The following is a 24,707-nucleotide window of genomic DNA, read 5'->3' on the forward strand; positions in this document are numbered from 1 at the left end:
TTAATACCTTTCAGATCGGGAATTTTATTTTCCGGACCTGATATTTCCATTCGCAATATTCCGGTCTATAATTTCTTCACAGAAATCCCAAATTGCCTCAGAACCTTTATGGGTATCTTTATTGCGATCCATAATCTGCATTTCTTTTACTTCATGCTCTCTCCAAGCCTTGCCTTTTGATGCATCATTTAACATCACCGGCTGTACTTTATCCAAAGTCAGGGCAAATTTTGCTTCCGGCGTCTTGGCCGACTCAAATTCTTCCCACAACTCCCGCATATAAGCAGCCTGATCTTCAGGAAGGAGGTTGAAGATTCTGTCTGCCGCTTTCACTTCACGCTCACGCTTCGTCTCATTTCCTTTTTCATCATAAGCATAAGTATCGCCGGCATCTATTTCCACGATATCATGTATCAATACCATTGTAATCGTTTTTAAAACATCTATTTCTTCATTGGCATGTTCGCTTAAGACCGCACACATCATAGCTAAGTGCCAGGAGTGCTCCGTATCATTTTCATGCCTGCTGCCATCTGAAATATAACTTTGTCTTGTGATTTTTTTTAATTTATCCACTTCCATTATAAAATTCATCTGGGCTTCTAATCTGTTCATTTCATTCGCCTACTTTCCTACTCCAATCAAAAATATTGCTACCCATCCCAGAAATATTACACCATTCAAGATTGCTCCAAGCTTCGGAAAAAAAGATATGGAATTCTTTTCCGTCAAACTCAAAAATCCAAGAATTAAACCTGCAAAAGACATGATCATAGCGGTAAGTCCAATCGCTCCCAGGTACTGTCCTCCCTGTCCTCTGAAATAAAAGGACAGATAAGCCAGTACACAGAAGATCAAAAAGGATACACCGCCCAGGACTGAAGCTGTAATTCCACGCTTTGAATGTTTTTTTTCAGCAAATGAATACATTGGTTTCCTAGCCATATATATTTCTCCTCACTCTGTTACAAACACAAAACACCAGATAACCAATCATACCACCGATGGTATTCAATAAAAGGTCGTCTACATCAAAACTTCCCACCTTTGAAATAAGCTGGATGCATTCTACAATCAAACTGAACTGAAAACTCAGCAGAACAATTACCACAAAATGTCTCGTTTTTCGGTTCAGCACCGGAAAAATCGCTCCAAATGGCACAAAGCACAGTACATTTCCAATAATATTAGTAAACACCGCAAAAAATCCCAGCTGTTCTCTATATATCCAAAAGCGTTTAATTTCCTTTAAGGGCTGTAAGTTATAACTGTATTCCCGTTCTGATAATACTCTGCCATAACTTTCTGCAAAAAACAGGAAGTATGTCAGTAAGATAAGGTAGATCATAAATAATACTACGCTTATCCACTTAATCTTTCTTTTAGTTTCCTTTTTCACGAAAATACCTCGATACTAGAACATTACATTCTTTTTTGCCCTCAAAAGCTTTGCTCCATGTACAATTAACAAGATTCCACTTGCAATCCCTGTTACCATAACAGTAATGCCAACCACAATATTGCCTGCTCCTACACTGCTCATTGTTTTGTAAATCTTCTCATTCATGGTATAGCCTCCTTTTATATTGCAGCGCTGACCGCGCCTAATTATTCTGCTCCGTACTGTACATAATATGCATCAATTGCAGCTTTTAAGGCGTCATCAATAATAATTTTGCCTTTATATTCTTTGTTGTACAGATGTTCTACTACCTCTGCCATTGTAACAATAGCAGTTGTTTCTAGTCCGTATGTCTCCTGAATTTCCTGAAGAGCGCTTTTGCTTCCCTGTCCTTTTTCCATACGGTCTACAGAAACTACTAATCCCAGCGGCGTTACCGCACCCTGTGCTTTGATGATTGGAAGTGTTTCCTGAATAGACGTACCTGCAGTGGTAACATCTTCGATAATTACGATCTTATCACCATCATTAATCGGACTGCCCAAAAGAATTCCTTTGTCACCATGATCTTTTACTTCTTTACGGTTAGAACAGTATCTGATATCTTTACCATAAAATTCACTAATTGCCATAGTAGTTGCTACGGTAAGCGGGATTCCTTTATATGCCGGTCCAAATAATACGTCAAAGTCAAATCCGAATTTTTCGTTGATGGCTTTTGCATAGTATTCTCCCAGCTTACGAAGCTGTGCGCCTGTCCGGTAAAAACCTGTGTTTACAAAAAACGGGGTTTTTCTTCCACTCTTCGTTACAAAATCACCAAATTTTAATACCTGGCAATCCACCATAAATTCTATAAACTCCTGTTTGTATGCTTCCATTTCATTATTCTCCTGTCTGCCTCTTGGCTTGCTATTTTACTGCTCCTATTAATTCTCGTATATCGTCGATTTTATTTTCAATCAGATACTCCTCAATGCCTTTTACTATCTCTGCAATTGCTGTGGGATTATTAAAATTTGCCGTTCCCACTGATATGGCAGTCGCACCTGCAAGTATAAACTCCAGTGCATCTTCCGCAGTGGCGATTCCTCCCATACCGATGATTGGAAGCTTTACGGCATTTGCTACCTGATAGACCATGCGGACTGCAACTGGTTTTATCGCAGGGCCGGAAAGTCCGCCTGTTTTATTTGCCAGTGCAAAGCATCTTTTTTGTACATTAATCTTCATCCCGGTCAGTGTATTGATCAGGGAAAGTGCATCTGCACCTCCCGCTTCGGCAGCCTTCGCCATCACGGTTATATCTGTAACATTGGGACTTAATTTCATGATAATCGGCTGCTTTGCTCTTTTCTTTACTTCCCTGGTAATGTGTTCAACCGCTTTTGGATCCTGTCCAAATGCAATACCACCTTCTTTTACATTCGGACAGGAGATATTTATCTCCAGAAGGTCAACCGGCTCTTCTGCAAGGCGTTCTACCACCTGGCAATAATCTTCTGTAGTTTTTCCACATACATTTACAATAATCTTTGTTGAAAACTGCTTCAGAAACGGAATATCTCTCTTGCAGAAAGTCTCCATCCCGGGATTCTGCAGCCCTATGGCATTTATCATTCCTCCATAGGTCTCTGCAATACGTGGAGTGGGATTTCCAGCCCATGGCACATTTGCCACACCCTTGGTCACTACCGCTCCCAGGGTATTCAAATCCACAAATTCGCTGTATTCCGAACCGGAACCGAATGTCCCGGATGCAGTCATAACAGGGTTTTTAAATTGCACCCCGGCAATTTCTACACTTGTATTTAACATAATTTCGCTTTTTCCTCCAATGCCGCATTTACTGCGGCTTTTATAAATCTATTTCCGTTGATAAGAATACCGGTCCGTCTTTACAGATACGTTTATTGTGTACCTGGGAGTGTTCATCCAATTCTTTGGACTGGCATACACATGCAAGGCAGGCACCTATTCCACATGCCATTCTCTCTTCTAATGAGAGCCAGCATTCGATACCATTTTCCTCTGCATATGATTTCAGTGCACGCAGCATCGGGGTTGGCCCACATGCGTAGATCACATCTGCCGTCAGTCCATTTTCTTTTATTGCATCCAGAACATTTCCCTTAGTGCCCGCACTTCCATCTTCGGTTGCGATATATACTTCTGCATAAGTATTCAATTCACCGGTTAAGAACAACTCATCCCGGTAACCCACGATGGCTTGTTTTTCCCCTTTTAATTCTTTTGCAAGCTGCACCATTGGAGGAATACCGATACCGCCGCCAATTAAAAAGGCTTTCCTGCCTTCTTCCATACGGTCCAGGGGAAATCCATTTCCCAGAGGCCCCATAATTTCAATCTGGTCGCCTTCTCCTAATCCGGAGAACTCATCAGTGCCTTTTCCCACTACGCGATAGACAATGCGCAGCGCTTTTTTTTCTTTATTTACTTCACAGATACTGATGGGTCTTGGCAGCAGACGGCTCCCATCCCTGCTGAATACCGATATAAACTGTCCTGGTTTCGCGTGTTCCGTAATCTGTTCAGAATCCAGCCACATGCTGTATACATCCCCGGCAATTTTTTCCTGGCTTATAATTCTGCTTTTTTCTTTTATTTTTTCTTTCACTTTTTCTGCCATGTTAACTCCTTTCTGTTCCCTGGTAGTCCATAAAGCTTGAATTCCCAATAAATGCTAGTGCTCCACAGAACAGTAATGATAGTGACAGTGCTGAATATTTTGTAAGCCTGCAAGGCGAAGTATGGAAGCGGAGTGGTTCCTCCGCTAACTGACGACAACGCGGCAAATGGCAAAACAGGCAGTGCTGTTACTATTGTTGCTATTCGGATGGAGTACTAGAGCTTGTTTTAAAATTGCTTTCTGGCAGCTGTGCGTCACAGTTTGTGGGAGATTTGTCCCGGATGAAGGGCGCGTAGCGGGCTACGCAACCTGAATTCGGGGCAAATATGCCTCTAAGTGGGGCGTGCAGATGGCAGGAATGAATTTTCAAACACGCTCTAGAGCTTGTCTGGTATCTTCCTTATTATATGATTGCTTTATCCGCGGTTCTTTAAAGCACCGTCAATGTCTGCTACCATATCTTCTACTGCAGCCCTGGAAGCTTCACCGAAGTTTTCTGCTCCGAATTTCAAATATTGTTCCTGCTTATAAGCAGCTATGATTCCCCTGGAGGAGTTTACGATAGCACCCAGACCATCTTCATTAAAGAAATGTACCAGATCTGCGCCTTTTCCACCTTGTGCTCCGTAACCGGGAACCAGAATATAAGCTTTCGGCATTATTTTACGAAGTACTTTTCCCATTTCAGGATAAGTTGCGCCAACTACAGCTCCAACGTAGCTGTAAGAATCGCCCATGCATTCTTCGCCCCATTGAGCTACTTTTTCGCCCACTAGTTCATAGAGCGGCTTCCCGTCGACCAACTGGTCCTGGAATTCCCCGCTGGATGGATTGGAAGTTTTCACCAAAATGAACAGCCCTTTTTTCTCTTCTTTGCAGACATCGATAAATGGCTTGATTCCATCTGACCCCAGATAAGGATTAACAGTTGCAAAGTCTTCATCAAAGGCTGTATATGTTTTACTTCCCACCTGTACTTTTCCAAGATGACCCACTGCATATGCTGCAGATGTAGAACCGATATCTCCTCTTTTTACATCTCCGATTACAACCAGGTCTTTTTCTTTACAATAATCTACGGTCTTTTTAAATGCTTTTAATCCTTCAATACCAAACTGCTCATACATGGCAATCTGTGGTTTTACAGCAGGTATGATATCATAAGTATGATCTACAATCTCTTTATTAAACTGCCAGATAGCCTCTGCAGCGCCTTCTAAGGTCTCTCCGAATTCTGCATATGCCTTGCTTTTAATATGATCCGGAATATAGCCTAACATCGGGTCTAATCCTACTACAATCGGTGCATGTGTTTTCTGTATTTTGCTTATTAATTTCTGAATCATTTCTTAAAAATCCTCCTGTTTTCCTGATTATTTATCCTTAAATACAATCTCACCGTCACAGATCGTAACTTTTACCCTGCCGGTTACTTTTCTTCCATCAAACGGTGTGTTCTTCCCTTTTGATGCAAATTCTTTTTTATTGATAGTATAAGCTTCATCCGGATCGATTAATACGATATCTGCGGCTTTTCCTTCTGCCAGAGATCCGCGGTCCGTAAGACCCGCTATCCTCGCCGGATTATAACTCATTTTCTCTGCCATCTGCATAGGGGTAATGATATCCTTTTTTACCAGTTCTGTAACCGTTAAGGCTACCGCTGTCTCCAGGCCTGTAATCCCAAATGGCGCACGTTCTATAGATCTGCTCTTTTCTTCTTCACTGTGTGGAGCATGATCTGTGGCAATTACATCCATAATGTCATTCTTTAATCCCAGCAATAATGCTTCCTTATCCTCTTTTGTACGAAGTGGCGGATTCATTTTGTAATTTGCGTCATTTTCCTTAATATCATCGGAAGTAAGGGTGAAATGATGGGGACATACTTCTGCCGTTACCCGGATGCCGTCCGCTTTTGCCTCTTCTACCATTCTCACACTGTCTTTGGTAGAACAATGGCAGAGATGAAGTGCTGCTCCTGTTTCCTTAGCAAGAAAAATATCTCTTGCTACAATAACGTCCTCCACCGCATTTGTAATTCCTTTTAAATGCATTTTTTTGGTATGGCAGTCAGCGTTTACAACGCCTCCTTCTACCAGATCAATATCCTCACAATGAGCAAGTACCGGTATATTTCTAGCTGCAGCAATCTGCATCGCTTTACGGTAAAGTCTGGAATTCATAACTGATTTTCCATCTTCACTGATTGCAGGTGCACCTGCATCAATCATCCCTTCAATATCAGCCAGTTCCGTTCCCTCCTGGCCTTTTGTAATCGCACCTACCTGAAGCACATGGATTACCGAATTCGTTTTTGCTTTATTCATTACATAACGAAGTCTTGTTTTATCGTCGGTTACCGGCTTAGTATTGGGCATGGCAAGCACTGTTGTAAATCCGCCCTTTGCTGCGGCTAATGCTCCTGACTCAACTGTTTCTTTATAAGTATATCCCGGATCTCTTAAATGCACATGCATATCGATTAGTCCGGGCATTACATAATATCCGGCAGCATCAATCGTTGTGTCTGCTTTTTCTTTCAGATCCCTGCCTACTTTTTCAATCTTGTCACCTTTAATCAGGATGTCACACTGGTCATCCAGCTTCGTATCCGGGTCAATCACCCTGCCGTTTTTAATTAATATACTCATCTTGGGATTCCTTTCCTGCAACTATTCGAGCTTTAAAATTCCCGGGACTGATACCGGTCAAATTGAAAACTGACCCATTCCCAGGACAACTGAATAATGACTTTTCTCTTCCTTCTGCCTTTTTATCAAATGATTAACAAAATCGCAGAATTTTCCATGATGGATTTATTTTATCATAATCACCAATAAGCCGCAAGTAGTTACAAAAAAAAGCAAGAACCCCATTATCAGTGTTCTTGCCCCTTTCCCCCTATTTTGTTTTCAGATTTTTGAATTTATTTTTATATTTTCTGGACATTAACTTTTTCTGTAACTTATATTCTTTCTTATGCAGCCTGCCAATCTGCTTTGCATCAGCATCCAGAACCTTCTTCATTTTGTCAGACTGCATCCTGGTACTGTTTCTTACAGACAATGCAATAATCAATACACCAAGAACTGCCTGTATAACAAGCACAAGCTTTTCTTCCATCTCTTCGTTCAGCTTCATAAATAATCTCCTTTGCAAATTATTGTCATATTATAGATATTAGTATACTTACTCCATAGTTTCCTTATGTAATGGATATTCTATTCCTGTTTTCAAACACACTTTTATACTACAGCGAAAAATTTCTTGAAATTGGGTTTTGCTGATTAAGACGCTTTGTAGATGTAGGCAGTGTACTGAAAGAGAAGGGGGCGGACCAGGTCATTGCGTAATTATTTTTCTAAATTTATGATAGCATTTCTTAAATGAAAAAACAAGGGATTGTTATTTTCCTTGAAATCCCTACCTCGCAATGTTATGATAGGGAATAGAAGAATTTAATACACTAAAGGACTATAAATCATGCAAAAATGGGGTGAAAAGCCTTATCGTTCCCTTGATTTTCATTTAAGGGAACTGTTCGGTGAAAAAATATATAAAGTCTCTCTGAACGGAGGGATGACCTGTCCCAACAGGGATGGTACTCTGGGCAGCCATGGATGCATATTCTGCAGTGCCGGTGGCTCCGGTGATTTTGCGGCAGACCGCACACTTTCTATCCGGGAACAAATTGAATCACAGAAAAAGGCTTTGCAGGGTAAGAAACCTGTAAAACGTTATATCGCTTATTTTCAGGCATACACCAATACTTATGCGCCGGCAGATTATCTGGAGAAAATCTTTACAGAGGCCATCACACATCCGGACATTGCTGCACTCTCTATCGGGACCAGACCGGACTGTCTGGGTCCGGATGTACTGGAATTGCTGGGACGATTGAATCAAATCAAACCCGTCTGGGTAGAATTAGGATTACAGACCATTCATCCGAATACTGCCAGGCTCATCCGAAGAGGTTATGAATTATCCTGTTTCGATCAGGCTGTTTTACAGCTACGCCGGTTACATATTGATGTTATCGTGCATACCATTCTGGGCCTGCCCGGTGAAGGAACCGCTCAGGTACTGGAGACTATTTCTTATTTAAACAGAGCCGGGATTCAGGGGATAAAACTGCACCTCCTTCACATACTGAAAGGAACTGAACTTGCAGGGCTATATAAAACAGGCGAATGTTCTGTTATGACACTGGAAGAATATGTGGAACTCATCCTATTATGTTTAGAGCATCTTTCTCCCGAGATCACGATCCACCGCCTGACCGGAGACGGTCCCAAAGACCTGCTTCTGGCTCCCCTTTGGAGCAGTAAAAAGCGAACGGTATTAAACACGATCCATCAGGCATTAAAAATAAAAAGTACCTGGCAGGGGCGCCTGTATCTGCAGGAATCTATATAAGAAATCTATATAAGGAATCTATTTAAGAAGGAGTAATCTATGTCAGAACCGTTAACGTTATACAAATTAATTATTCTGGATATGTTAAAAAAAGTTAATTTTCCCCTGTCCAACAGTCAGATCTCCGAATTTATACTGGACAAGGAATATACGACTTATTTTACGCTTCAGCAGGCTATCTCCGAACTGGTTGATTCCGGACTGGTTCATGTGGAAACCATCCGCAACACTTCCCAGTATCATCTGACTGATACCGGAAGGGAAACCCTGGAATATTTCGAATACAAGATTTCAAAACCTATACAGGATGATATCGATGAGTATTTAAAACAGCATAAAATGGAATTGCGCAATGAAGTATCAATCGTAGCCGATTATTATAAAAATACAAATAATGAATATGAAGCCCATTGCCAGGTAAAAGAGCGCCACTCTGATTTAATCGATATTACCGTTACCGTTCCGCTAAAGGAACAGGCAATTGCCATTTGTGACAACTGGCCGAAAAAGTGTCAAAGTGTCTATGAATTCATTATGAAAGAATTGATGTAACGGAGCGGAACATGTATACTATTTTAATTGTTGAAGACGACAAATCACTGAGTAACGGGATTGCACTTGCACTTCGTGATCCGGAGCTTACTTTTGTTCAGGCATTTGATATTCAAAATGCAGCCGAACTTTACAAAACCCAAAATATTGCCCTTGTCATTCTGGATCTGAATCTTCCGGATGGCAGCGGGCTTGATTTTTTGCGGTCTGTCCGCCAAAGCTCTGATACCCCTGTTCTGATTTTAACTGCAAATGATCTTGAGATGGACATTGTTACCGGACTGGAAAGCGGCGCGGATGATTATATTACAAAGCCTTTCAGCCTCATGGTGCTGCGTGCCAGAGTAAATACACAGATTCGCAGGCTTTCCGCCAAAGAGCCGGGAGATGGCTGCAGGCGATCCTCCTGTATTTCCACTGGAAGTTTCTTTTTTGATTTTGATAACATGATATTTCGAAAGAATCAGGAACGCATTGACCTGAGTAAAACCGAACAGCGCCTGCTGCGCATACTTACTGAAAATAAAGGCCTTACCCTGTCCCGTGCCCAGCTGGTTGATAAAGTCTGGACCGATGGCGCCCAATACGTAGATGAAAACGCTCTCTCGGTCACGATTAAACGTCTTCGTGACAAGCTGGAAGATACCCCGGCTTTCCCACAATATATAAAAACTGTCTATGGGATAGGATATACCTGGCAGGAGGAATCCAATGGATAACCGGTTGATCATTTGTATAATCGCTGCGCTTTCTGCAATTGTGGTATCTGCCTGTCTGGTCATCATGAACAGAATACAGACCCGGCACCTGATCGACCAGTTGAACGAAATGCTGGATGAGGCTGCAAGCGGAAAATTTCAGGAAAAGATCTACGATGAGTCGCTTATGTCCGCACTCAGTGTTAAAATGCATGCATTTCTTACCCAGACCCTTACTTCATCCGGGAATCTGCAAAAAGAAAAAGAGAATATTAATACCCTGATCTCTGACATTTCACACCAGACAAAAACACCGATATCTAATATTCTGCTTTATTCCCAGCTGCTTCAGGAATTGCAGCTGACTTTGGATGCCCGGGAATATTCCGGTCAGATCACTGAGCAGGTAGAAAAGCTGCGTTTTCTGATCGATGCCCTGATACGCACCTCCAGGCTGGAAAATGGAATTATAACGGTAACGCCAGCCATGAATCAAATCCACCCCCTATTTACCCAGACACTCCGCTTCGCTGACCAGTCTCTGTCTGCCAAAAACCTGCAGCTTCTGATCCATCTGGAAAATGAAACGGATACTGCTTTTTTTGATATGAAATGGACCTTGGAAGCACTTCACAATCTGGTTGATAATGCCATTAAGTACACAAAGGAAGGGGATACGATTCTTCTTAGCGGAATGCCGTATGAATTATTTTACCGCATAGACGTTACGGATCACGGAATTGGGATTCGCGAGGAGGAACGCAATAAGATTTTTACACGTTTCTACCGCTCTCCTTTCGTCTCAGACCAGGAAGGCGTAGGGCTGGGCCTTTATCTTTCCAGGGAAATCATTACCGCACAGGGCGGATATATAAAGGTAAAATCCCAGCCTGATTCCGGCACCGTATTTTCCATCTTTCTTCCCAAAGGTCAATCACAGAGCGTGCCTGAAGCTCAGGAACTTGATTGAAAAATCACAGTACAAGTCTCAAATCTTTCCATTCTGTTATATTTCAGAAAGAAAGTGGAAATAACTTCATGCTATAGTCTGTATATAAGAACTCTTATATGCAGGCTGTTTTTATTTAATAGAAATAGCACTGCTCCAATCAGAAAGGAGATTCAAATGAATATACTTGAAACTACCCAGTTAAAAAAGATTTATGGAAAGGGCGAAACAGCCGTCAGAGCTTTAGACGGGGTTGATCTTACCATAGAAAACGCATCATTTACGGCTATTGTCGGCACCTCCGGAAGTGGAAAGTCCACCCTGCTTCATATGCTTGGCGGGCTTGACCGGCCTACCAGCGGAAAAGTGCTGGTGGACGGGAAAGACATTTTTGCCTTGAAGGAAGAAGAGCTCACGATTTTCCGCAGGAGAAAAATCGGTTTTGTTTTTCAGAATTACAATCTGGTCCCCGTGCTGACTGTTCTTGAAAATATTATGCTGCCAATCGAACTGGACGGCAAAAAACCGGACAATGAATATATAGGCAGGATTATTTCCCTGCTGGGCCTGAAATCCAAACTGGATAATCTGCCGAATAACCTCTCCGGCGGACAGCAGCAGCGAGTTGCCATTGCCCGGGCCCTGGCTTCTAAACCAGCTATTATCCTTGCAGACGAACCTACCGGAAATCTGGACAGCAAAACCAGCTCAGATGTACTGGGGCTTTTAAAAATTACCAGCAGCCGGTTCAACCAGACAATTGTTATGATTACCCACAATGAAGAAATTGCCCAGATGGCTGACAATATCATACACATTGAAGACGGTAAGATCGTAAGGGGGCAGCCGGCATGTTAAAAGTCAAAAATAAAAAGGCCGTTCAGAGAATCGCCTGGAAAAGTTATCATTCTAATAAAACCAGGAACATAATAGCGATATTTGCCATCATGCTGACCACGATGCTCTTTAGCGCACTGTTTACCATTGGAATCACCATGAATGCTTCTTCAGAAATGCAAAGTATGCGCCTGACCGGAGGAAAAGCACATGCCAGCTTCAAAAACCTGACCGAGGAGCAATTGAACCAGTTAAAAACGCATCCGCTGATCAAAGAAGCAGCCATAACCAGAATTTTAACCGGACTGCGGACCGATACTTATAAAAAATATCCATATCAGGCTGAACTCCGATACGGGAACGATGCCGCAGCAGATGTATTTTTCAGCAAACCGGAAGTTGGGCATATGCCGGAAACAACAGATGAACTGGCGACCGATACCGCCCTGCTGGATTTCCTTGGCATAGAACATAAGCTTGGTGAAAAGGTAACACTTACCTATCCTCTGGGCAATACCGAGGTGACCCATACTTTTACCCTTTGCGGTTTCTGGGAAAAAGATACATCCATCATGCATACACAGGTCTGGCTGTCAAAGGATTTTGCAGCCCAGTCCATCGCTGAATATCCTGATGCAGCATCTACTGATATGTCAGCTGGTACCTGGTCTCTCGATATATTATTTGCAGACAGCGGTAATATTAAAAAAGATCTGGAAACCGTCGCTAAAGATAACGGCTATACACTGGATGACCCCCAGGCAGCAAATTATCTGGAAACGGGAATTAGTACGGCATTATCGTCTGTCCGGTTGTCAAACAGTGATCTTATTCTTAATGTATCCATTATGGCGCTTGCGGCATTGATCATCCTTTTGACGGGATACTTGATTATTTATAATATTTTTCAAATTTCCATTACCGCTGATATCCGTTTTTATGGACTCTTAAAGACAATCGGCTCTACCCAGAAGCAGATCAGACGCATTGTGCGGATGCAGGCTTTTTATCTCTCTTGTATCGGCATTCCTATTGGGCTGCTGCTGGGATTTATCATTGGTGCCGGGTTATCCGATATGATTATGAATATCTTAAACAGCAGCGTTTACATCAGTCCCAATCCTCTGATCTTCATCGGTTCTGCCCTGTTTTCTATTATAACGGTGTCCATCGCATGCAGGAAGCCAAGCCGCATGGCTGCATCCGTTACACCGGTGGAAGCTACAAGATATACTGATGGAAATAAAAGATCTAAAAATGTGCGAAAATCCAAAATTGGCGCCAAAGTGCCGCGTATGGCAATTGCGAATCTGAATCGAAACCGGAAAAAAACAATTCTGGTTGTATTATCCCTGACACTGAGCCTCCTGCTTTTGAATGCAACCTATACATTTAGCGGAGGATTTAATAAGGACCGCTTTCTAAGCCAGTTTATACTTTCTGATTTCGTTGTCGGCAACGCAGATTATTTTAAAATGAGGTTTAATCAATATGACTCCCAATCCGCTCTGAGCCAGACTGCAAAGGATTCTCTCCTGAGTCAGGAAGGGATTGAAAGTTATGGAGAAGTAGGTATGTCCAGCAAATACGCCATGTTCTCAATGACCGCAGCCGGATTCGAGAAAGTTACCGGCTACCCTTTTTCATCGGAATATGGCGCTGAATCTGAAGCGGTCAGCCCGGAGGAAGAGATAGATGTCAGCCTTCGTATTTATGGAATGGATGATTTTGCAGCCGGTTACCTGAAAGTTGTGGAAGGAACCCTAGACCGCAGCCAGTGGCAGGATCCCCATTCTATCATCCAGGTCATTCCCAAGGACGACTATGGAAACTATAATAAAGAGGATAAAATTTACCAGGTGGGCGATACCATGACGATCGACTATTATGAGGATTTCCCCTGGAATGAAGAAGGGAATATGATCCCTGCGGACAGTCATCCAATATCTTATACAGTAGCTGCCAGCGTACTGATTCCGGAGCCGCTGACCAGTCTGACCTTTGGGACACCTATGTTTGTTCTGTACCAGGATATTCTGAAACAGGATACGAATAACGCATATACACCAATGATCTGCATTGCAAATGCTGACGAAGCACATACCGCAGGTATTGAGTCATTCTTAAAAAATTATACGGAGCAGGTGGAACCTGATATGTCATATAAGTCCAGAACCGGCTATTCAGGCAGCTATACGCTGATCCAGACAGCCATCATTGCTGTAGGCGGCGGGCTCAGCGCAATCATAGCACTGGTGGGGATTCTTAATTTTATCAACGCTGAATTAACAAGTATCATGTCCAGAAAGAGGGAGCTTGCCATGATGCAGAGTATTGGCATGACCGGGCGGCAATTAAAGCAAATGCTGATATTGGAAGGTATCTTCTATGGCATTTTGTCCATTCTGACTGCCTCGGTTTTGAATATCTTTACCAGCCGATTCCTTTTAAGCCCCATAGAACAGATTTACTGGTTCTTCCAATATCACTTCACGATGCTGCCTATACTGATTGTGTTTCCCATTTTCCTGGCATTTGGAATTTTAATCCCTCTGCTGGCTTACCGAAAAGTTTCCCGGCAGACCATTGTAGAAAGGCTGCGAGAGAACGAATAGCAAAACATTTTAATAACAGTTACTCAACACTTTCAATAGATTCTACTATACTCATCCTGGCTATTTTCCGAAGAGGAATGCAGGTAGCTGCCAGACAGGCGATTACAGAAACTGCTGCTGCCTGCAATATAGCCATTACCGGAACTGCTGTAATCTGTATGGTATCTGTGGTGGCTGCATTTATAAAAATAGTGCAAATATAGCCGAGCACTGCCCCTATAACAGAAGCTATGACTGCATAGTAGGCACCTTCCCACAAAAATGTCTTATAAAGGGAACGGCTGCTCATCCCAATGGCGCGCTGAACGCCGATTTCTGTAATCCGGGTATGAATGCTGGTGTATGTGGTATTAATGATATTCAGCAGACCGATCATCCCAATGAAGAAAATCAATCCCCACGCCAGCCATTTCACCTGTGCGTAGCTCTCTTCCAGCTGCTGGTCTGTTTTCTTGTAAGAGATAGAATGGCTTCCGGGATTTTCCTTACAAATTTCATCAATGATCTGATCTGTCTCTGTTTCCTCTACTGTTTTCAAAAACCTGGGATATATCTCGGAATAGCTGCTCTTTCCGGTCAGCTTATCATATACCTGATCAAATACGATAATCTGCACACCATTTGTAAATCCTTCTCCGGACAAGGTTATCTGCTGGCAGTTTCCCTCTACCTGAAGCGATAAATCAGCAATTTTGATCTGATCCCCCGGATTCAGCGCCGTCCCTTCAAAAGTCTTCCCTTCTACTGCAACCGCAATTGGATTTTTAACCAGACACGACTTTCCTTCTTTTAAATCCTCCATCTGTTTATCCGTCATCCCTGGCATTAAACTCTTCAGCCACTCCTCATCAATACCGATAATCTGAAGTGTCTCATAACTTTGTTTTAACTGAAAGCTTGCCGCAATGTCCAGGGAACCATCTTCTTTTTGATTGTAAATACTGTACTTTAAGGTCGAAACAGATTCTATATCCGCTCTTTTTTTCAAGTCATCGATTACTTTCGGGGCAAAACCGATGTTTTCATTTGTTACGGCATAATCTCCGCAGTGCATATCCTGTACACCTTTGGATGCATCTAACAATGACGAAAAACTGGTAAGCGCCACGAAAACGGTAATACTCATTACCAATGATAGTATGGTTATGATCGAACGTCCAGGGCTTCTTTTCAGGTTCAGCCTTGCAAAAAAAGCTTCAAAGCTGCGGATCTTACGTTTTCTTCTGTTTTTTCTCTTTACTTTTGTACAGCTTCCGGCCATTGCCAGGGTAGGCGCAACATTAGCCGCATACCTTGCTGCCGGTATGGCTGCAATACAGGCAAATGCCAGTGTAATAAATATACTGATCAACAGCGGAAGTATTTTACCGGAGCTGTTTTGCCCGATCAGATTGGATAACTCCTCCTGACTCTGGGTCATAAAAACGCTTGGGGAAAACAGGGTCGTTGCTGCCTTCGTAATTCCCCCTGCCGATAAAATGCCGGCAATTGCCCCGATCGGAATTCCCAGTCCGCAAAGAAGTAACAGCTGTCTGGCAACCAGATTGTAGAGCTGTCCCGGTACAGCGCCAATTGCGCGTAAAATCCCATATTCCCGAATCTTTTTATTGATGGATATTTTCAGTATATTGTAGATCACCAGACCTGCTGCCAATAGTACCAGTATTCCCACCATTACGCCGGACATTGCCATGAAAGAAAATCCAGCCGCTTCCCGCGTATTTTCGGCCGTTCCCCGGTAAGAAATGTTAAGGGCATCCAGATATACCCAGTTATATTGAATAAGCTTTTCGTCTGCCTGGTACTTATCTGCCAGCCGATCCAGTACATTTTGAAATTCCTGCCTGGATGCCGTAATAAAATCCACCGAGTACATCTGATATTTTTCCGGCAAAAGCTCTTTAGCCGTTCCGGCTCCTACGGCGCCTGTTGTAGTACCGCTGACATAGCCGGTATAATTCGGTTTTAATATACCGCACAATGTAAATTCAGCCTGATATTGATACGGGGCTTCACTATCCTGTAACAGGGAAATACTTAAATCCAGACGGATGCTGCTGCCTAATTTTCCTTCCAATTCCAGAAGTTCTAAAACATCCGAAGGAAGTGCTATTTCCCCGGCTTTTTCTGGCAGCCTTCCGGATTCCAGACTGAGTGCAGAAGGGTAGGCACCCAGGTCATTCTGATCATACTCCCGTAACTGCAGATTCAGCCCGCTGTTCTCCATCCGGCTTATCCCTATCGTTATATTGGCACCTGCCCAGGATAAATCCGGTTCTTTAAGAAGACTGTCTTTCTCATTCTCCTTCAGGCTATGAAACGAAGCATAGCGGATTCCATTTAACATACTTGCCTGCTGTTCCCGCAATGCCTGCAGAATACCAATGGACTGTCCCACAACCGTTGTCATCATCGTTGATAAAATAATCGCAATCAGAATCAATGCAGAAGTTACTTTCTGCGCTTTTATTTCTTTCCAAGAAAATGAATGATAAGATTTCATCCCGGTTACACCTCCGTAAGCACACCGTCAACAATGGTACACTGACGCTCTGCCATTTTTGCTATTCGGATATCATGAGTGATAATAATCAGGGTTTTTCCCATTTCTCTCCAGATATCGGAAAGAAGTCCCATTACTTCCCCTCCGCTTTTGCTGTCCAGATTACCGGTGGGTTCATCCGCCAGAATAATATCCGGTTTGGCAATCAGGGCCCTGGCTATAGCTACTCTTTGCTGCTGTCCTCCCGAAAGCTCGTTTGGAAGATGGGTAAGCCGCTCTCCGATCCCCAAAAGCTTTGTTAATTCCTTCAGATAATCCTGGTCCAAATGTTTTTTATCCAGCAGCAGAGGCATTTCAATATTCTCCCTTGCGGTCAGTACCGGAAGCAGATTAAACTGCTGGAATATAAATCCGATCTTCCTTCTGCGAAATGCAGATAACTCTTTATCTCCTGTCCGGTAAATATCCTGTCCATCATAGGATACACTGCCCTCACTTGGCTTATCCAGTCCTCCCAGCATATGCAGCAAGGTACTTTTTCCGCTGCCGGAAGGTCCCATAATAGAAATGAAATCCCCCTCCTGAACTTTTAAGTTTACTTTGTTGAGTGCCGTAACCTGATTTTCTCTGACCCCATATACTTTTGACAAGCCTTTTACTTCTATAAACATAAAAACACTCTCCTTTACTTTTCTTTGTAAGGAGAGTGTATCAGGCAAATCTCAAAAATTGCTCAAGGTTTCCATGATGTTTGAAATTTTGTTTCCACCAGCGCACCTGCGGGCTGGTCTTCACTGTTTCCCTTTAGATTCTGAATCGTAAGCTGACCGCCGTGCTTTTCACACAAAAGGCGGCTGATATAAAGACCCATGCCAAAATGTTCCTCGCTGTTTTCTTCTCCGCGCAGAAATGGCTTACCACCCTTTTCCAGTATTTTTTTTGGAAATCCCCCGCCGTCGTCCCGAACTGAAATCACAAGGCAACTGTCCTCTATCGCAATTTGTACCGTGATTTCCTGTCTGGCATAACGTCTGGCATTGGAAACCAGATTTTCCAGTACTTCCTGAATCAAAGATGTATCCAGCCATACGGTCTGTTTTCGGCTGTCCATGTTTTTATTATCCGGATTATTATATTGAAACCGAATATTTGGAACCAGCATCTTCAGTCCCTTTTCCAGCATTTGCGTAAACTGACCCAGATCTGTCTGTTCCGGTTTACAGGCTACCGCTTCCAGTCTCTGGGCTTTGCTCATGGCTTCTACATAGATTTCAATGCGTTGACTGTATTCTTCCATCAAACCGACAGTAGAATCCAGATGCTTCAGATCCGTATTTTGTTGTTCCATCCCCTTGCGCATCAGTTTTGCGCAGCCTTTTAAAACCGTAACCGGATTTCTCAGATCGTGGGCAAATGCAGCATTCAAACGCTTACGCTCTTCCATCTGCCTCCACATTTCCCTGTTGTTCTTCTGAAGTTCTCTGCGCATGGATTCAAAAGCCCCACACAACTGCCCAAGCTCATCCCCTGAAGTCTGCTGCACCTGAAAATCCAGGTCGTTATGCATGATCCGCCTGGCACCATCCTGTAATCTGCCAATAGGATTCTTTAATTTTACCCGGTAGAAAGTGACATCTGCAATAATCAGAGAGGCTATCACAAAAAATACCGGCAGGAAAATCTGAAGAAAATCCCATATCTGAAAAGCAGGCTGCTCAGTACTGTAATTCTCAGTCACTTTTACATCAACGGTTCCCTCCTTCATCTGCGCCACGATATTGTCCCCCTCCTGACGGCGCATTGCAATACATCCCGCAAAGGCAATTCCCCCAAGAATCAGTGCAATGCATAAATAAAATAAGGTAAGGCAGAAAAATGCTTTTTTTAAACCCATTTGTTTTATCCGTTCCATTTATATCCCATCCCCCAAACTGTATCGATATAATTGTGAAGGGAGTACACGCCCAGCTTGGAACGGATTTTTCTCACATGTTCCATAATGGTATCACTGCTGCCCCCGCCTTCCACACCCCAAACCAGCCCATAGATCCGCTCCCGGTCAAATACCTGTCCGGAATTCATGGAAAGAAGCTCAACAATATCAAACTCTTTTTTTGACAGGGAGACTGCATTCTGGTTTACCGTCACTTCCCGTTTGGAATAGTCAATTACCAAATCCGAAAAAAAGCGAACCGTCGACTGTTCCTGTCTTCTCTGCTCTCTTCGTAAATGGGCATTAACCCTGGCACCCAATTCATCCAGGTCAAATGGCTTTAAAATGTAATCATCCGCTCCTGCCCGAAAGCCCATAATCTTATCCTGGCTTTCAATTCTTGCCGTTAAAAATAAGATCGGACAGGAAACATGCTCCCGAATGCGCTGACACACGGTCAAACCATCCAGTCCAGGCATGTTGATATCCAGCAGTATGATATCCGGCTGACAGGATATCTTCTTAAGCGCCTCTTCCCCGTCATAGGCGGTATAGACCAGATATCCGCATAGTTCAAAATAGTTTTTCATCATGGTTACGATGCCTCTTTCGTCATCCACGATTAATATTTTCAAGTTCATTGAAATTCCTCCTTATTGCCTTTATGTCCAGCGCATTTTCTTTATTGTATCCTATAATCCTCAAGATTTTCTCAAAATATGCTGTATCTGTTACAAACAGCCCCCCGGAATACCCGAAGTCTTCTCATATTGCTTTTTTTATATAAATAATTATACTCTATGGATAGGACAATCTCAATCACTTAGATTTTGGTAAAGGTTGAATTTATGAAGTTATTCTAAATCAGCAAAACCCAGAAGAAGGAACCTTTTTATGGGTTCCTCCTACTTTTATCAGCCTGCTGTTTACTCTTTTTTATCCTGAACATCTTCCTTATGATCCGGATATTTCACCGGACAATAAGGTTTACATTCCATACCGTCCCTGTCTGTACAGACACCGGGACAAAGTTTACATTTTGGCAGATTCGGGCAACTGTAGTCCACGTACTTAGGTGTACATTTTCTAGGACACACAGAGCAATTTGGTCTGCATGGTTCTGGTTCCTGTTTGTTCTGCGTAGTAAGCATCGGCATATACCTCTCTGATTTCTTACTATATGTTATTCTGACAGCCATATTCGGTTACGCAGGCACCTGTCATAATACTATTTCTATTTCCTTTTTCAGACAAATATCTCGCGAAGATTTACCGATACATACCTCATATCTGCCCAGTTCCGTACAAAATTTTCTATTATTTTCATCGTAATAATGAAAACTGCTTTCATCCAGCCAAAAGCTTACCTGCTTTTCTTCTCCCGGATTTAATGATACTTTTTCAAATCCTTTTAACTCCTGATACGGTCTCTCCACTTTTGATTCCAGGCATCTGACATATAGCTGCACCACTTCTTTTCCACATTGGGCACCAGTGTTTTTAACATCCATGGAAACAGACATACAGAAAGCGGAATTATTTTGATTGATTTCCAGATTGCTGTATGTGAATTCCGTATAAGACAAGCCATAACCGAAACAAAATTGCGGTTCTGTCTGATAAGTGTCGTAATAGCGGTATCCTACATAAATTCCTTCCCGGTAGTGTACTTTTTCCTTACCCGGAAATTCTCCCAGGCAATGTGCCGGGCAATCCAGGTGGCTTTTGGGAAAGGTTTCTGCAAGCCTGCCGGATGGATTGACTTCTCCAAGCAAAACTTCAGCCAGGGCATTACCTCCCTCTATACCTGCATACCAGTTCCAGACCAGTGCTTTTGCCTGATGGACCCAGGATTTCATTTCCACAGGCGCACCCGCATTCATGATAATCACAGTGTTTGGATTTACTTTCAGCACCTCTTGAATAACCTTGTCCTGTTCATAGGGGAGCTGCATATCTTCCCTGTCATAGCCTTCTACGTCATAATCGTGATTCAGCCCGCCGATAAACAGAACCTCTTCATACGCGGCTGCTGCTTTTACTGCTTCTTCCAGCAGCTTTTTTCTTTTCTCCGACAGACCTGTATTTTCAGCCGCTTTGCCTTTGGTGTTATTGCTGTCATTCAGGCTTGCTTCCTGCCAGTTTACTTCTCCTGTCACGTCTTTTTTCTCTGCATAGTATCCTTTTACATATTTAATTTCTGTATTGCCTCCAAGCCTGCACTTTAAGCCCATAAGAGGCGATATTTCATATAATGCTTTGATTTCCGCACTCCCGCCTCCATTGGAATGAATCCGATCGCCGTTATCACCGATTACCAGCAGCTTTTTCAGATTCTTTCTCTGAATTGGAAGTCGGTGATTATCATTTTTAAGCAGCACAATGGATTCCCTTGCTGTTTCCAGCGCCGTCTGTCTGTGCCCGTGCGTATTATAGCATCCGCTTTTTCTTTCCCCATCCAGCATGTGCAGGCGTTCCATCATCCGGAGAATCCGGCGGACTTTGCTGTCTGCAAAAGATTCCTTAATTCTTCCCTCCTGTATTTCTCGATATAATGGATCTGCAAGGCAGTATTTATCAAATTGATCTGTAACGGACATTTCTATATCGAGACTGCTTTCTGCTGCCTCCCTGGTATCGTGTACGGCTCCCCAGTCAGAGATCACTGTTCCGTCATAGTCCCATTCTTCTCTTAAGACTTCATCCAGAAGATATTTACTCTGGCAGCAATGTTCTCCCCGGACTTTATTATAGGCTCCCATCAAAGAATAAGTACCACCGCGCTTCACTGCATCATAAAATGCCGGAAGATAGATTTCCCGCAGAGGACGCTCCCCGATTTCCACATCCACCCATAATCTTTCGGTCTCCTGGTTGTTAAGTGCAAAATGCTTTACGCAGGCTGCTACATCGGACTCCTGAATTCCCTGTATCAGTGGTACTGCTTCTTCCTTTGTCAGATAAGGATCTTCACTCATGTATTCAAAGTTTCTGCCACAGAGCGGGCTTCTCTTTATATTAATACCAGGCGCCAGTATCACATCTTTGCCTCTGCCTCTGGCTTCTTCCCCCAGTACCTGTCCCATCCGGTAAGCAAGATCACGGTTCCAGGTTGATGCAAGGGCGCTGTTGCATGGAAGATAGGTCACATAGTCGTCTGAATTTCCCACTGCAATCCATTTTTCGTTTTCGAATTCATTGCGCACTCCCATTGGTCCGTCTGACATCTTAAGGGAAGGAATGTTTAGGCGTTCTACACCTTTCGTACAGAATAATCCATTACCGTGAATCATTCCCAGCTTTTCCTCTAGTGTGAGCTGTTTTAGCAATTCTTCTATTTTACTGCCTGTTTTCATTGTTCTTTTCTGACTCCTTATCCCTGAGCGCCGGTCAATCTGCCTCTTGGGATTTCCTTATCTTATTTTATCTGTTCTAAAAATACGAGAATTTCTGCAGCATCTGCCACCGGCATTAATACAGTGTCCCTGCCTTCCAAAAATGCATGTGCCCCTTTTACTTCTTTGACCGCCTGATTAACCAGACGAATGCTGTATGGCTTTGCTGATTCGGTGATGAACTTTATGGTATCCTGATTTTTATCCGCTGTTATTCTTCCATCTAATTTTGCATCTGGTCCATAAACCTCTGCTGATACATGACCTTTTAATGTATATATCTTAAATTCCACGTCCTTGGCATAATCATAATCCGCTCTTGTATCGCAGGCTCCGATCGGAATAATCGAGTTTTCCCGCACCATAAGGGGGATACTCAGATAATCCTGCTTCTCTGTTACCCATCTGCCTCCTGTCACTTCTTCTCCTGTCAGATAATTGGTCCAGGTTCCTTCCGGCAGATAATATTCCGCTATCCCATCTTCCCGAAATACAGGAGCACAAAGCAAATGGCTTCCCAGCATATACTGCCGGTCCAGATAATGGCAGTTCCTGTCATTCGTAAACTCCAGTACCATACTTCTCATAAGAGGTACTCCGCTTCTTGATGTTTCTACCGCCCCCCAAAACAGATATGGCATCAGGCTTGCTTTTAACTTTGTAAAAAACCGAACTACATCTACCGCTTCATCATCATAAGCCCAGGGAACCCGGTAGGATGTACTTCCATGGAGGCGGCTGTGGGTTGACAGCAATCCAAAAGCTGCCCAGCGTTTATAGACATCCGGAGTTGAAGTACTTTCAAATCCACCAATATCATGGCTCCAGTATCCAAAACCGGACATGGTGAGTGACAATCCTCCTCTTAAGCTTTCTTCCATAGACTCATAGTCAGACCAACAGTCTCCTCCCCAGTGTACCGGGAATTTCTGACCTCCAACCGTAGCGGAGCGGGCAAATAAAACAGCTTCGCCTTTTCCTCTTTTTTTCTCCAATAATTCATAAACCGTCTTGTTGTAGAGATAAGTATAATAATTATGCATTTTCTCAGGATCAGATCCATCATAGTAAACAACATCCGTTGGAATTCGTTCTCCAAAATCCGTTTTAAAACAGTCCACTCCCATATCCAATAGATCTTCCAGTTTATCCTGGAACCAGCTGCATGCCATTGGGTTTGTAAAATCCACTGCTGCCATCCCAGGCTGCCACATATCCCACTGCCATACGTCCCCATTTGCGCGCTTAATAAAATATCCCTTTTCCATTCCTTCGTCGAAAAGTGCCGACTCCTGTCCGATATATGGATTAATCCAGACACATATATTTAATCCCTTTTCTTTTATCCGTCCCAGCATTCCTTCCGGATCCGGAAAAACGCTGTGATCCCATATGAAATCCGACCAATGGAATTCTTTCATCCAGAAACAGTCAAAGTGAAATACTCTAAGCGGAATCCCTCTTTCTGACATACCGTCAATAAAACTCATTACAGTCCCTTCATCATAATTTGTGGTAAAGGAGGTAGAAAGCCACAGTCCAAAAGTCCAGGGCGCAGGCAGTGACGGTTTTCCGGTCAGATCTGTATATCGCTTTAGTACTTCTTTCATTTCAGGACCGTTGATTACAAAATAATCCAGAGTCTCGCCGGGTACACTGAATTCTACTTTTGTCACTTGTTCCGTAGCGGTTTCAAAAGAAACTCTTTCTGGATGATTTACAAAAACACCATATCCCTTATTTGTGAGATAAAAAGGAATATTTTTATAAGACTGGTCAGTACTGGTTCCCCCATCCTCATTCCAGATGTCAACAGACTGCCCGTTTTTTACAAAAGGAGTAAAACGCTCACCCATACCGTAGACCAGTTCTCCCACGGACAGGCTTAACTGCTGACGCATATAAGCATCGTCACTCCCCTGATCATAAGCAAATCCATTCCACCGGGTCTTCATATATGCCAGATCTCTGGAGGCGCTCCCGGTAAGCTTTTCCTCATCCCTTATGTATGTCATAGACCAGTTTTCCTTTGTAATCACCAGTCCCAGACTCCCGCTCTTTACAATCAGCTGATCTTCATCTTCAAACACATCCAGTTTCTGCTGATTCTGCAGGTTGAGTTCAAAATCAGGTCCTTTCCTGCATACCCCTTTATGATGCGTTGTCTGTACTCTGAGAATCTCTGGCATAGGGGAAGAAATCTCCACCGTAAGGTTAATTCCACCCAGGGTATCACCTCTGTGATTAATTCTTCCCGTTGGTGCACATATGGTAACCTTCTTATCCTCTTTTTTTATAAAATAAGCCTGTTGCGGAGTAAAACACTCACATCCTTCTTTTTGCAGCCAGCATCCATTACTAAATTTCATAGTCCGTTCTCCTTTTCAACTCTTATCAAGCATGTTAGCGCGTGTTTGAAAAATGCTTTCTGACAGCTGTGCGTCACACATAGTGGGAGATTTGTCCCGAATAAAGGACTGGCAGCGGACTGCGTGACCTGAATTCGAGGCAGATATGCCGCAAAGTGGGGCGGGCAGATGACAGGAATAATTTTTCAAATACACTCTTAGACCACATTATAACGGACTTTTATTTAACCGGATACCATTAGAATTCCAGATAAAACACTCTAAAAATTAGAGTATTTTACCTCCAATAATGACGCTGTACGTGTGTTTTGTTTTGTTGTACAATAAATATAAAGTAATAAATGCCTGTAATTTATAGCAGATACCCCCTTTTTAATGACTT

Annotated in this window: 22 protein-coding genes and 3 pseudogenes; 7 read left to right on the forward strand and 18 right to left on the reverse strand. The window is 43.0% G+C overall.

Annotation, left to right across the window (positions count from 1 at the left end; all coding sequences use genetic code 11):
* Positions 1–24 precede the first annotated feature (24 nt).
* The 8 genes and pseudogenes from RHS_RS18030 to RHS_RS31320 all read right to left on the reverse strand — a co-directional run.
* Positions 25–615, reverse strand: coding sequence for an HD family hydrolase (locus RHS_RS18030; RefSeq protein ID WP_047833967.1), 591 nt, complete (start codon positions 613–615; stop codon positions 25–27).
* A 9-nt stretch (positions 616–624) separates the two neighbouring features.
* Positions 625–945 carry a DUF6142 family protein gene (locus RHS_RS18035; RefSeq protein WP_027293415.1) on the reverse strand — a complete coding sequence of 107 codons (321 nt, stop codon included), beginning with the start codon at positions 943–945 and terminating at the stop codon, positions 625–627.
* Positions 938–1,399 carry a VanZ family protein gene (locus tag RHS_RS18040; RefSeq protein ID WP_027293414.1) on the reverse strand — a complete coding sequence of 154 codons (462 nt, stop codon included), beginning with the start codon at positions 1,397–1,399 and terminating at the stop codon, positions 938–940. The genes RHS_RS18035 and RHS_RS18040 overlap by 8 nt, the downstream gene beginning before the upstream one ends.
* Before the next feature lie 15 nt (positions 1,400–1,414).
* Positions 1,415–1,567, reverse strand: a complete 153-nt coding sequence (locus tag RHS_RS18045) for a hypothetical protein (protein ID WP_027293413.1) — start codon at positions 1,565–1,567, stop codon at positions 1,415–1,417.
* 41 nt (positions 1,568–1,608) lie between these two features.
* Positions 1,609–2,283, reverse strand: a complete 675-nt coding sequence (gene pyrE / locus RHS_RS18050; protein WP_027293412.1) for an orotate phosphoribosyltransferase — start codon at positions 2,281–2,283, stop codon at positions 1,609–1,611.
* A gap of 31 nt (positions 2,284–2,314) precedes the next feature.
* Positions 2,315–3,220: a dihydroorotate dehydrogenase gene (locus tag RHS_RS18055; protein ID WP_047833968.1), complete on the reverse strand. Its 906-nt coding sequence runs from the start codon at positions 3,218–3,220 to the stop codon at positions 2,315–2,317.
* 40 nt (positions 3,221–3,260) lie between these two features.
* Complete coding sequence (locus RHS_RS18060; RefSeq protein ID WP_044289265.1) at positions 3,261–4,052, reverse strand: dihydroorotate dehydrogenase electron transfer subunit; 792 nt, start codon at positions 4,050–4,052, stop codon at positions 3,261–3,263.
* 199 nt (positions 4,053–4,251) lie between these two features.
* A pseudogene (locus tag RHS_RS31320) lies at positions 4,252–4,362 on the reverse strand (DUF6783 domain-containing protein); the annotation flags it as partial.
* On the opposite strand from RHS_RS31320, the pseudogene RHS_RS31325 reads away from it, so the two are divergent.
* Positions 4,339–4,593, forward strand: a pseudogene (locus tag RHS_RS31325) (DUF6783 domain-containing protein); the annotation flags it as partial. The pseudogenes RHS_RS31320 and RHS_RS31325 overlap by 24 nt on opposite strands.
* On the opposite strand, the pseudogene pyrF reads toward RHS_RS31325, so the two are convergent.
* The 3 genes and pseudogenes from pyrF to RHS_RS18075 form a co-directional block, all read right to left on the reverse strand.
* Positions 4,475–5,398: pseudogene (pyrF, locus tag RHS_RS18065) on the reverse strand (orotidine-5'-phosphate decarboxylase); the annotation flags it as partial. The pseudogenes RHS_RS31325 and pyrF overlap by 119 nt on opposite strands.
* Before the next feature lie 27 nt (positions 5,399–5,425).
* Complete coding sequence (locus tag RHS_RS18070; RefSeq protein WP_027293408.1) at positions 5,426–6,706, reverse strand: dihydroorotase; 1,281 nt, start codon at positions 6,704–6,706, stop codon at positions 5,426–5,428.
* A 250-nt stretch (positions 6,707–6,956) separates the two neighbouring features.
* On the reverse strand, positions 6,957–7,196 hold the full coding sequence (locus RHS_RS18075) for a hypothetical protein (protein WP_047833969.1): 240 nt from the start codon (positions 7,194–7,196) through the stop codon (positions 6,957–6,959).
* Between the two features lie 342 nt (positions 7,197–7,538).
* Here RHS_RS18075 and RHS_RS18080 point away from each other — a divergent pair, with 342 nt between their 5' ends.
* From RHS_RS18080 to RHS_RS18105, 6 genes are all read left to right on the forward strand, one after another.
* Positions 7,539–8,474 carry a TIGR01212 family radical SAM protein gene (locus tag RHS_RS18080; protein WP_047833970.1) on the forward strand — a complete coding sequence of 312 codons (936 nt, stop codon included), beginning with the start codon at positions 7,539–7,541 and terminating at the stop codon, positions 8,472–8,474.
* Positions 8,475–8,513: 39 nt separating this feature from the next.
* Positions 8,514–9,026 (forward strand): DUF4364 family protein, encoded by a 513-nt coding sequence (locus RHS_RS18085; RefSeq protein WP_027293405.1) that lies wholly within the window; start codon positions 8,514–8,516, stop codon positions 9,024–9,026.
* Between the two features lie 11 nt (positions 9,027–9,037).
* Positions 9,038–9,745: a response regulator transcription factor gene (locus RHS_RS18090; protein ID WP_027293404.1), complete on the forward strand. Its 708-nt coding sequence runs from the start codon at positions 9,038–9,040 to the stop codon at positions 9,743–9,745.
* The gene (locus RHS_RS18095; RefSeq protein ID WP_047833971.1) at positions 9,738–10,694 is read left to right on the forward strand and encodes an ATP-binding protein; all 957 of its coding nucleotides are present in this window, start codon (positions 9,738–9,740) and stop codon (positions 10,692–10,694) included. The genes RHS_RS18090 and RHS_RS18095 overlap by 8 nt, the downstream gene beginning before the upstream one ends.
* Before the next feature lie 156 nt (positions 10,695–10,850).
* Positions 10,851–11,531, forward strand: a complete 681-nt coding sequence (locus RHS_RS18100) for an ABC transporter ATP-binding protein (RefSeq protein ID WP_027293402.1) — start codon at positions 10,851–10,853, stop codon at positions 11,529–11,531.
* Entirely contained in the window at positions 11,525–14,125 is a 2,601-nt protein-coding gene (locus RHS_RS18105) for an FtsX-like permease family protein (RefSeq protein ID WP_047833972.1), read from the forward strand. Before RHS_RS18100 ends, RHS_RS18105 begins: the two co-directional genes overlap by 7 nt.
* A gap of 19 nt (positions 14,126–14,144) precedes the next feature.
* Here the strand turns inward: RHS_RS18105 and RHS_RS18110 are convergent, their stop codons facing one another.
* From RHS_RS18110 to RHS_RS31330, 7 genes are all read right to left on the reverse strand, one after another.
* Complete coding sequence (locus RHS_RS18110; protein WP_047833973.1) at positions 14,145–16,628, reverse strand: ABC transporter permease; 2,484 nt, start codon at positions 16,626–16,628, stop codon at positions 14,145–14,147.
* Positions 16,629–16,633: 5 nt separating this feature from the next.
* Positions 16,634–17,299: an ABC transporter ATP-binding protein gene (locus RHS_RS18115; RefSeq protein ID WP_027293399.1), complete on the reverse strand. Its 666-nt coding sequence runs from the start codon at positions 17,297–17,299 to the stop codon at positions 16,634–16,636.
* A 62-nt stretch (positions 17,300–17,361) separates the two neighbouring features.
* A complete protein-coding gene (locus RHS_RS18120; RefSeq protein WP_052377746.1) occupies positions 17,362–18,540 on the reverse strand; it encodes a HAMP domain-containing sensor histidine kinase in 1,179 nt (392 codons plus the stop codon).
* Positions 18,528–19,202 (reverse strand): response regulator, encoded by a 675-nt coding sequence (locus RHS_RS18125; RefSeq protein ID WP_047833974.1) that lies wholly within the window; start codon positions 19,200–19,202, stop codon positions 18,528–18,530. The genes RHS_RS18120 and RHS_RS18125 overlap by 13 nt, the downstream gene beginning before the upstream one ends.
* A gap of 579 nt (positions 19,203–19,781) precedes the next feature.
* Positions 19,782–21,917 carry a glycoside hydrolase family 3 protein gene (locus tag RHS_RS18135; protein ID WP_047833975.1) on the reverse strand — a complete coding sequence of 712 codons (2,136 nt, stop codon included), beginning with the start codon at positions 21,915–21,917 and terminating at the stop codon, positions 19,782–19,784.
* 62 nt (positions 21,918–21,979) lie between these two features.
* A complete protein-coding gene (gene yicI, locus RHS_RS18140; protein WP_047833976.1) occupies positions 21,980–24,325 on the reverse strand; it encodes an alpha-xylosidase in 2,346 nt (781 codons plus the stop codon).
* Between the two features lie 15 nt (positions 24,326–24,340).
* Positions 24,341–24,520, reverse strand: coding sequence for a DUF6783 domain-containing protein (locus RHS_RS31330; protein ID WP_138001772.1), 180 nt, complete (start codon positions 24,518–24,520; stop codon positions 24,341–24,343).
* Positions 24,521–24,707 lie beyond the last annotated feature (187 nt).

The sequence above is a fragment of the Robinsoniella sp. RHS genome (assembly GCF_001029355.1).
Classification (GTDB): Bacteria; Bacillota; Clostridia; order Lachnospirales; family Lachnospiraceae; genus Robinsoniella; species Robinsoniella peoriensis.

What these genes read in the sequence shown, in the direction of transcription:
- RHS_RS18030 (WP_047833967.1), bottom strand. Translation starts at nt 615, where the DNA reads ATGAACAGATTAGAAGCCCAGATGAATTTTATAATGGAAGTGGATAAA.
- RHS_RS18035 (WP_027293415.1), bottom strand. Translation starts at nt 945, where the DNA reads ATGGCTAGGAAACCAATGTATTCATTTGCTGAAAAAAAACATTCAAAG.
- RHS_RS18045 (WP_027293413.1), bottom strand. Translation starts at nt 1,567, where the DNA reads ATGAATGAGAAGATTTACAAAACAATGAGCAGTGTAGGAGCAGGCAAT.
- pyrE (WP_027293412.1), bottom strand. Translation starts at nt 2,283, where the DNA reads ATGGAAGCATACAAACAGGAGTTTATAGAATTTATGGTGGATTGCCAG.
- RHS_RS18055 (WP_047833968.1), bottom strand. Translation starts at nt 3,220, where the DNA reads ATGTTAAATACAAGTGTAGAAATTGCCGGGGTGCAATTTAAAAACCCT.
- RHS_RS18060 (WP_044289265.1), bottom strand. Translation starts at nt 4,052, where the DNA reads ATGGCAGAAAAAGTGAAAGAAAAAATAAAAGAAAAAAGCAGAATTATA.
- RHS_RS18070 (WP_027293408.1), bottom strand. Translation starts at nt 6,706, where the DNA reads ATGAGTATATTAATTAAAAACGGCAGGGTGATTGACCCGGATACGAAG.
- RHS_RS18075 (WP_047833969.1), bottom strand. Translation starts at nt 7,196, where the DNA reads ATGAAGCTGAACGAAGAGATGGAAGAAAAGCTTGTGCTTGTTATACAG.
- RHS_RS18080 (WP_047833970.1), top strand. Translation starts at nt 7,539, where the DNA reads ATGCAAAAATGGGGTGAAAAGCCTTATCGTTCCCTTGATTTTCATTTA.
- RHS_RS18085 (WP_027293405.1), top strand. Translation starts at nt 8,514, where the DNA reads ATGTCAGAACCGTTAACGTTATACAAATTAATTATTCTGGATATGTTA.
- RHS_RS18090 (WP_027293404.1), top strand. Translation starts at nt 9,038, where the DNA reads ATGTATACTATTTTAATTGTTGAAGACGACAAATCACTGAGTAACGGG.
- RHS_RS18095 (WP_047833971.1), top strand. Translation starts at nt 9,738, where the DNA reads ATGGATAACCGGTTGATCATTTGTATAATCGCTGCGCTTTCTGCAATT.
- RHS_RS18100 (WP_027293402.1), top strand. Translation starts at nt 10,851, where the DNA reads ATGAATATACTTGAAACTACCCAGTTAAAAAAGATTTATGGAAAGGGC.
- RHS_RS18105 (WP_047833972.1), top strand. Translation starts at nt 11,525, where the DNA reads ATGTTAAAAGTCAAAAATAAAAAGGCCGTTCAGAGAATCGCCTGGAAA.
- RHS_RS18110 (WP_047833973.1), bottom strand. Translation starts at nt 16,628, where the DNA reads ATGAAATCTTATCATTCATTTTCTTGGAAAGAAATAAAAGCGCAGAAA.
- RHS_RS18115 (WP_027293399.1), bottom strand. Translation starts at nt 17,299, where the DNA reads ATGTTTATAGAAGTAAAAGGCTTGTCAAAAGTATATGGGGTCAGAGAA.
- RHS_RS18120 (WP_052377746.1), bottom strand. Translation starts at nt 18,540, where the DNA reads ATGGAACGGATAAAACAAATGGGTTTAAAAAAAGCATTTTTCTGCCTT.
- RHS_RS18125 (WP_047833974.1), bottom strand. Translation starts at nt 19,202, where the DNA reads ATGAACTTGAAAATATTAATCGTGGATGACGAAAGAGGCATCGTAACC.
- RHS_RS18135 (WP_047833975.1), bottom strand. Translation starts at nt 21,917, where the DNA reads ATGAAAACAGGCAGTAAAATAGAAGAATTGCTAAAACAGCTCACACTA.
- yicI (WP_047833976.1), bottom strand. Translation starts at nt 24,325, where the DNA reads ATGAAATTTAGTAATGGATGCTGGCTGCAAAAAGAAGGATGTGAGTGT.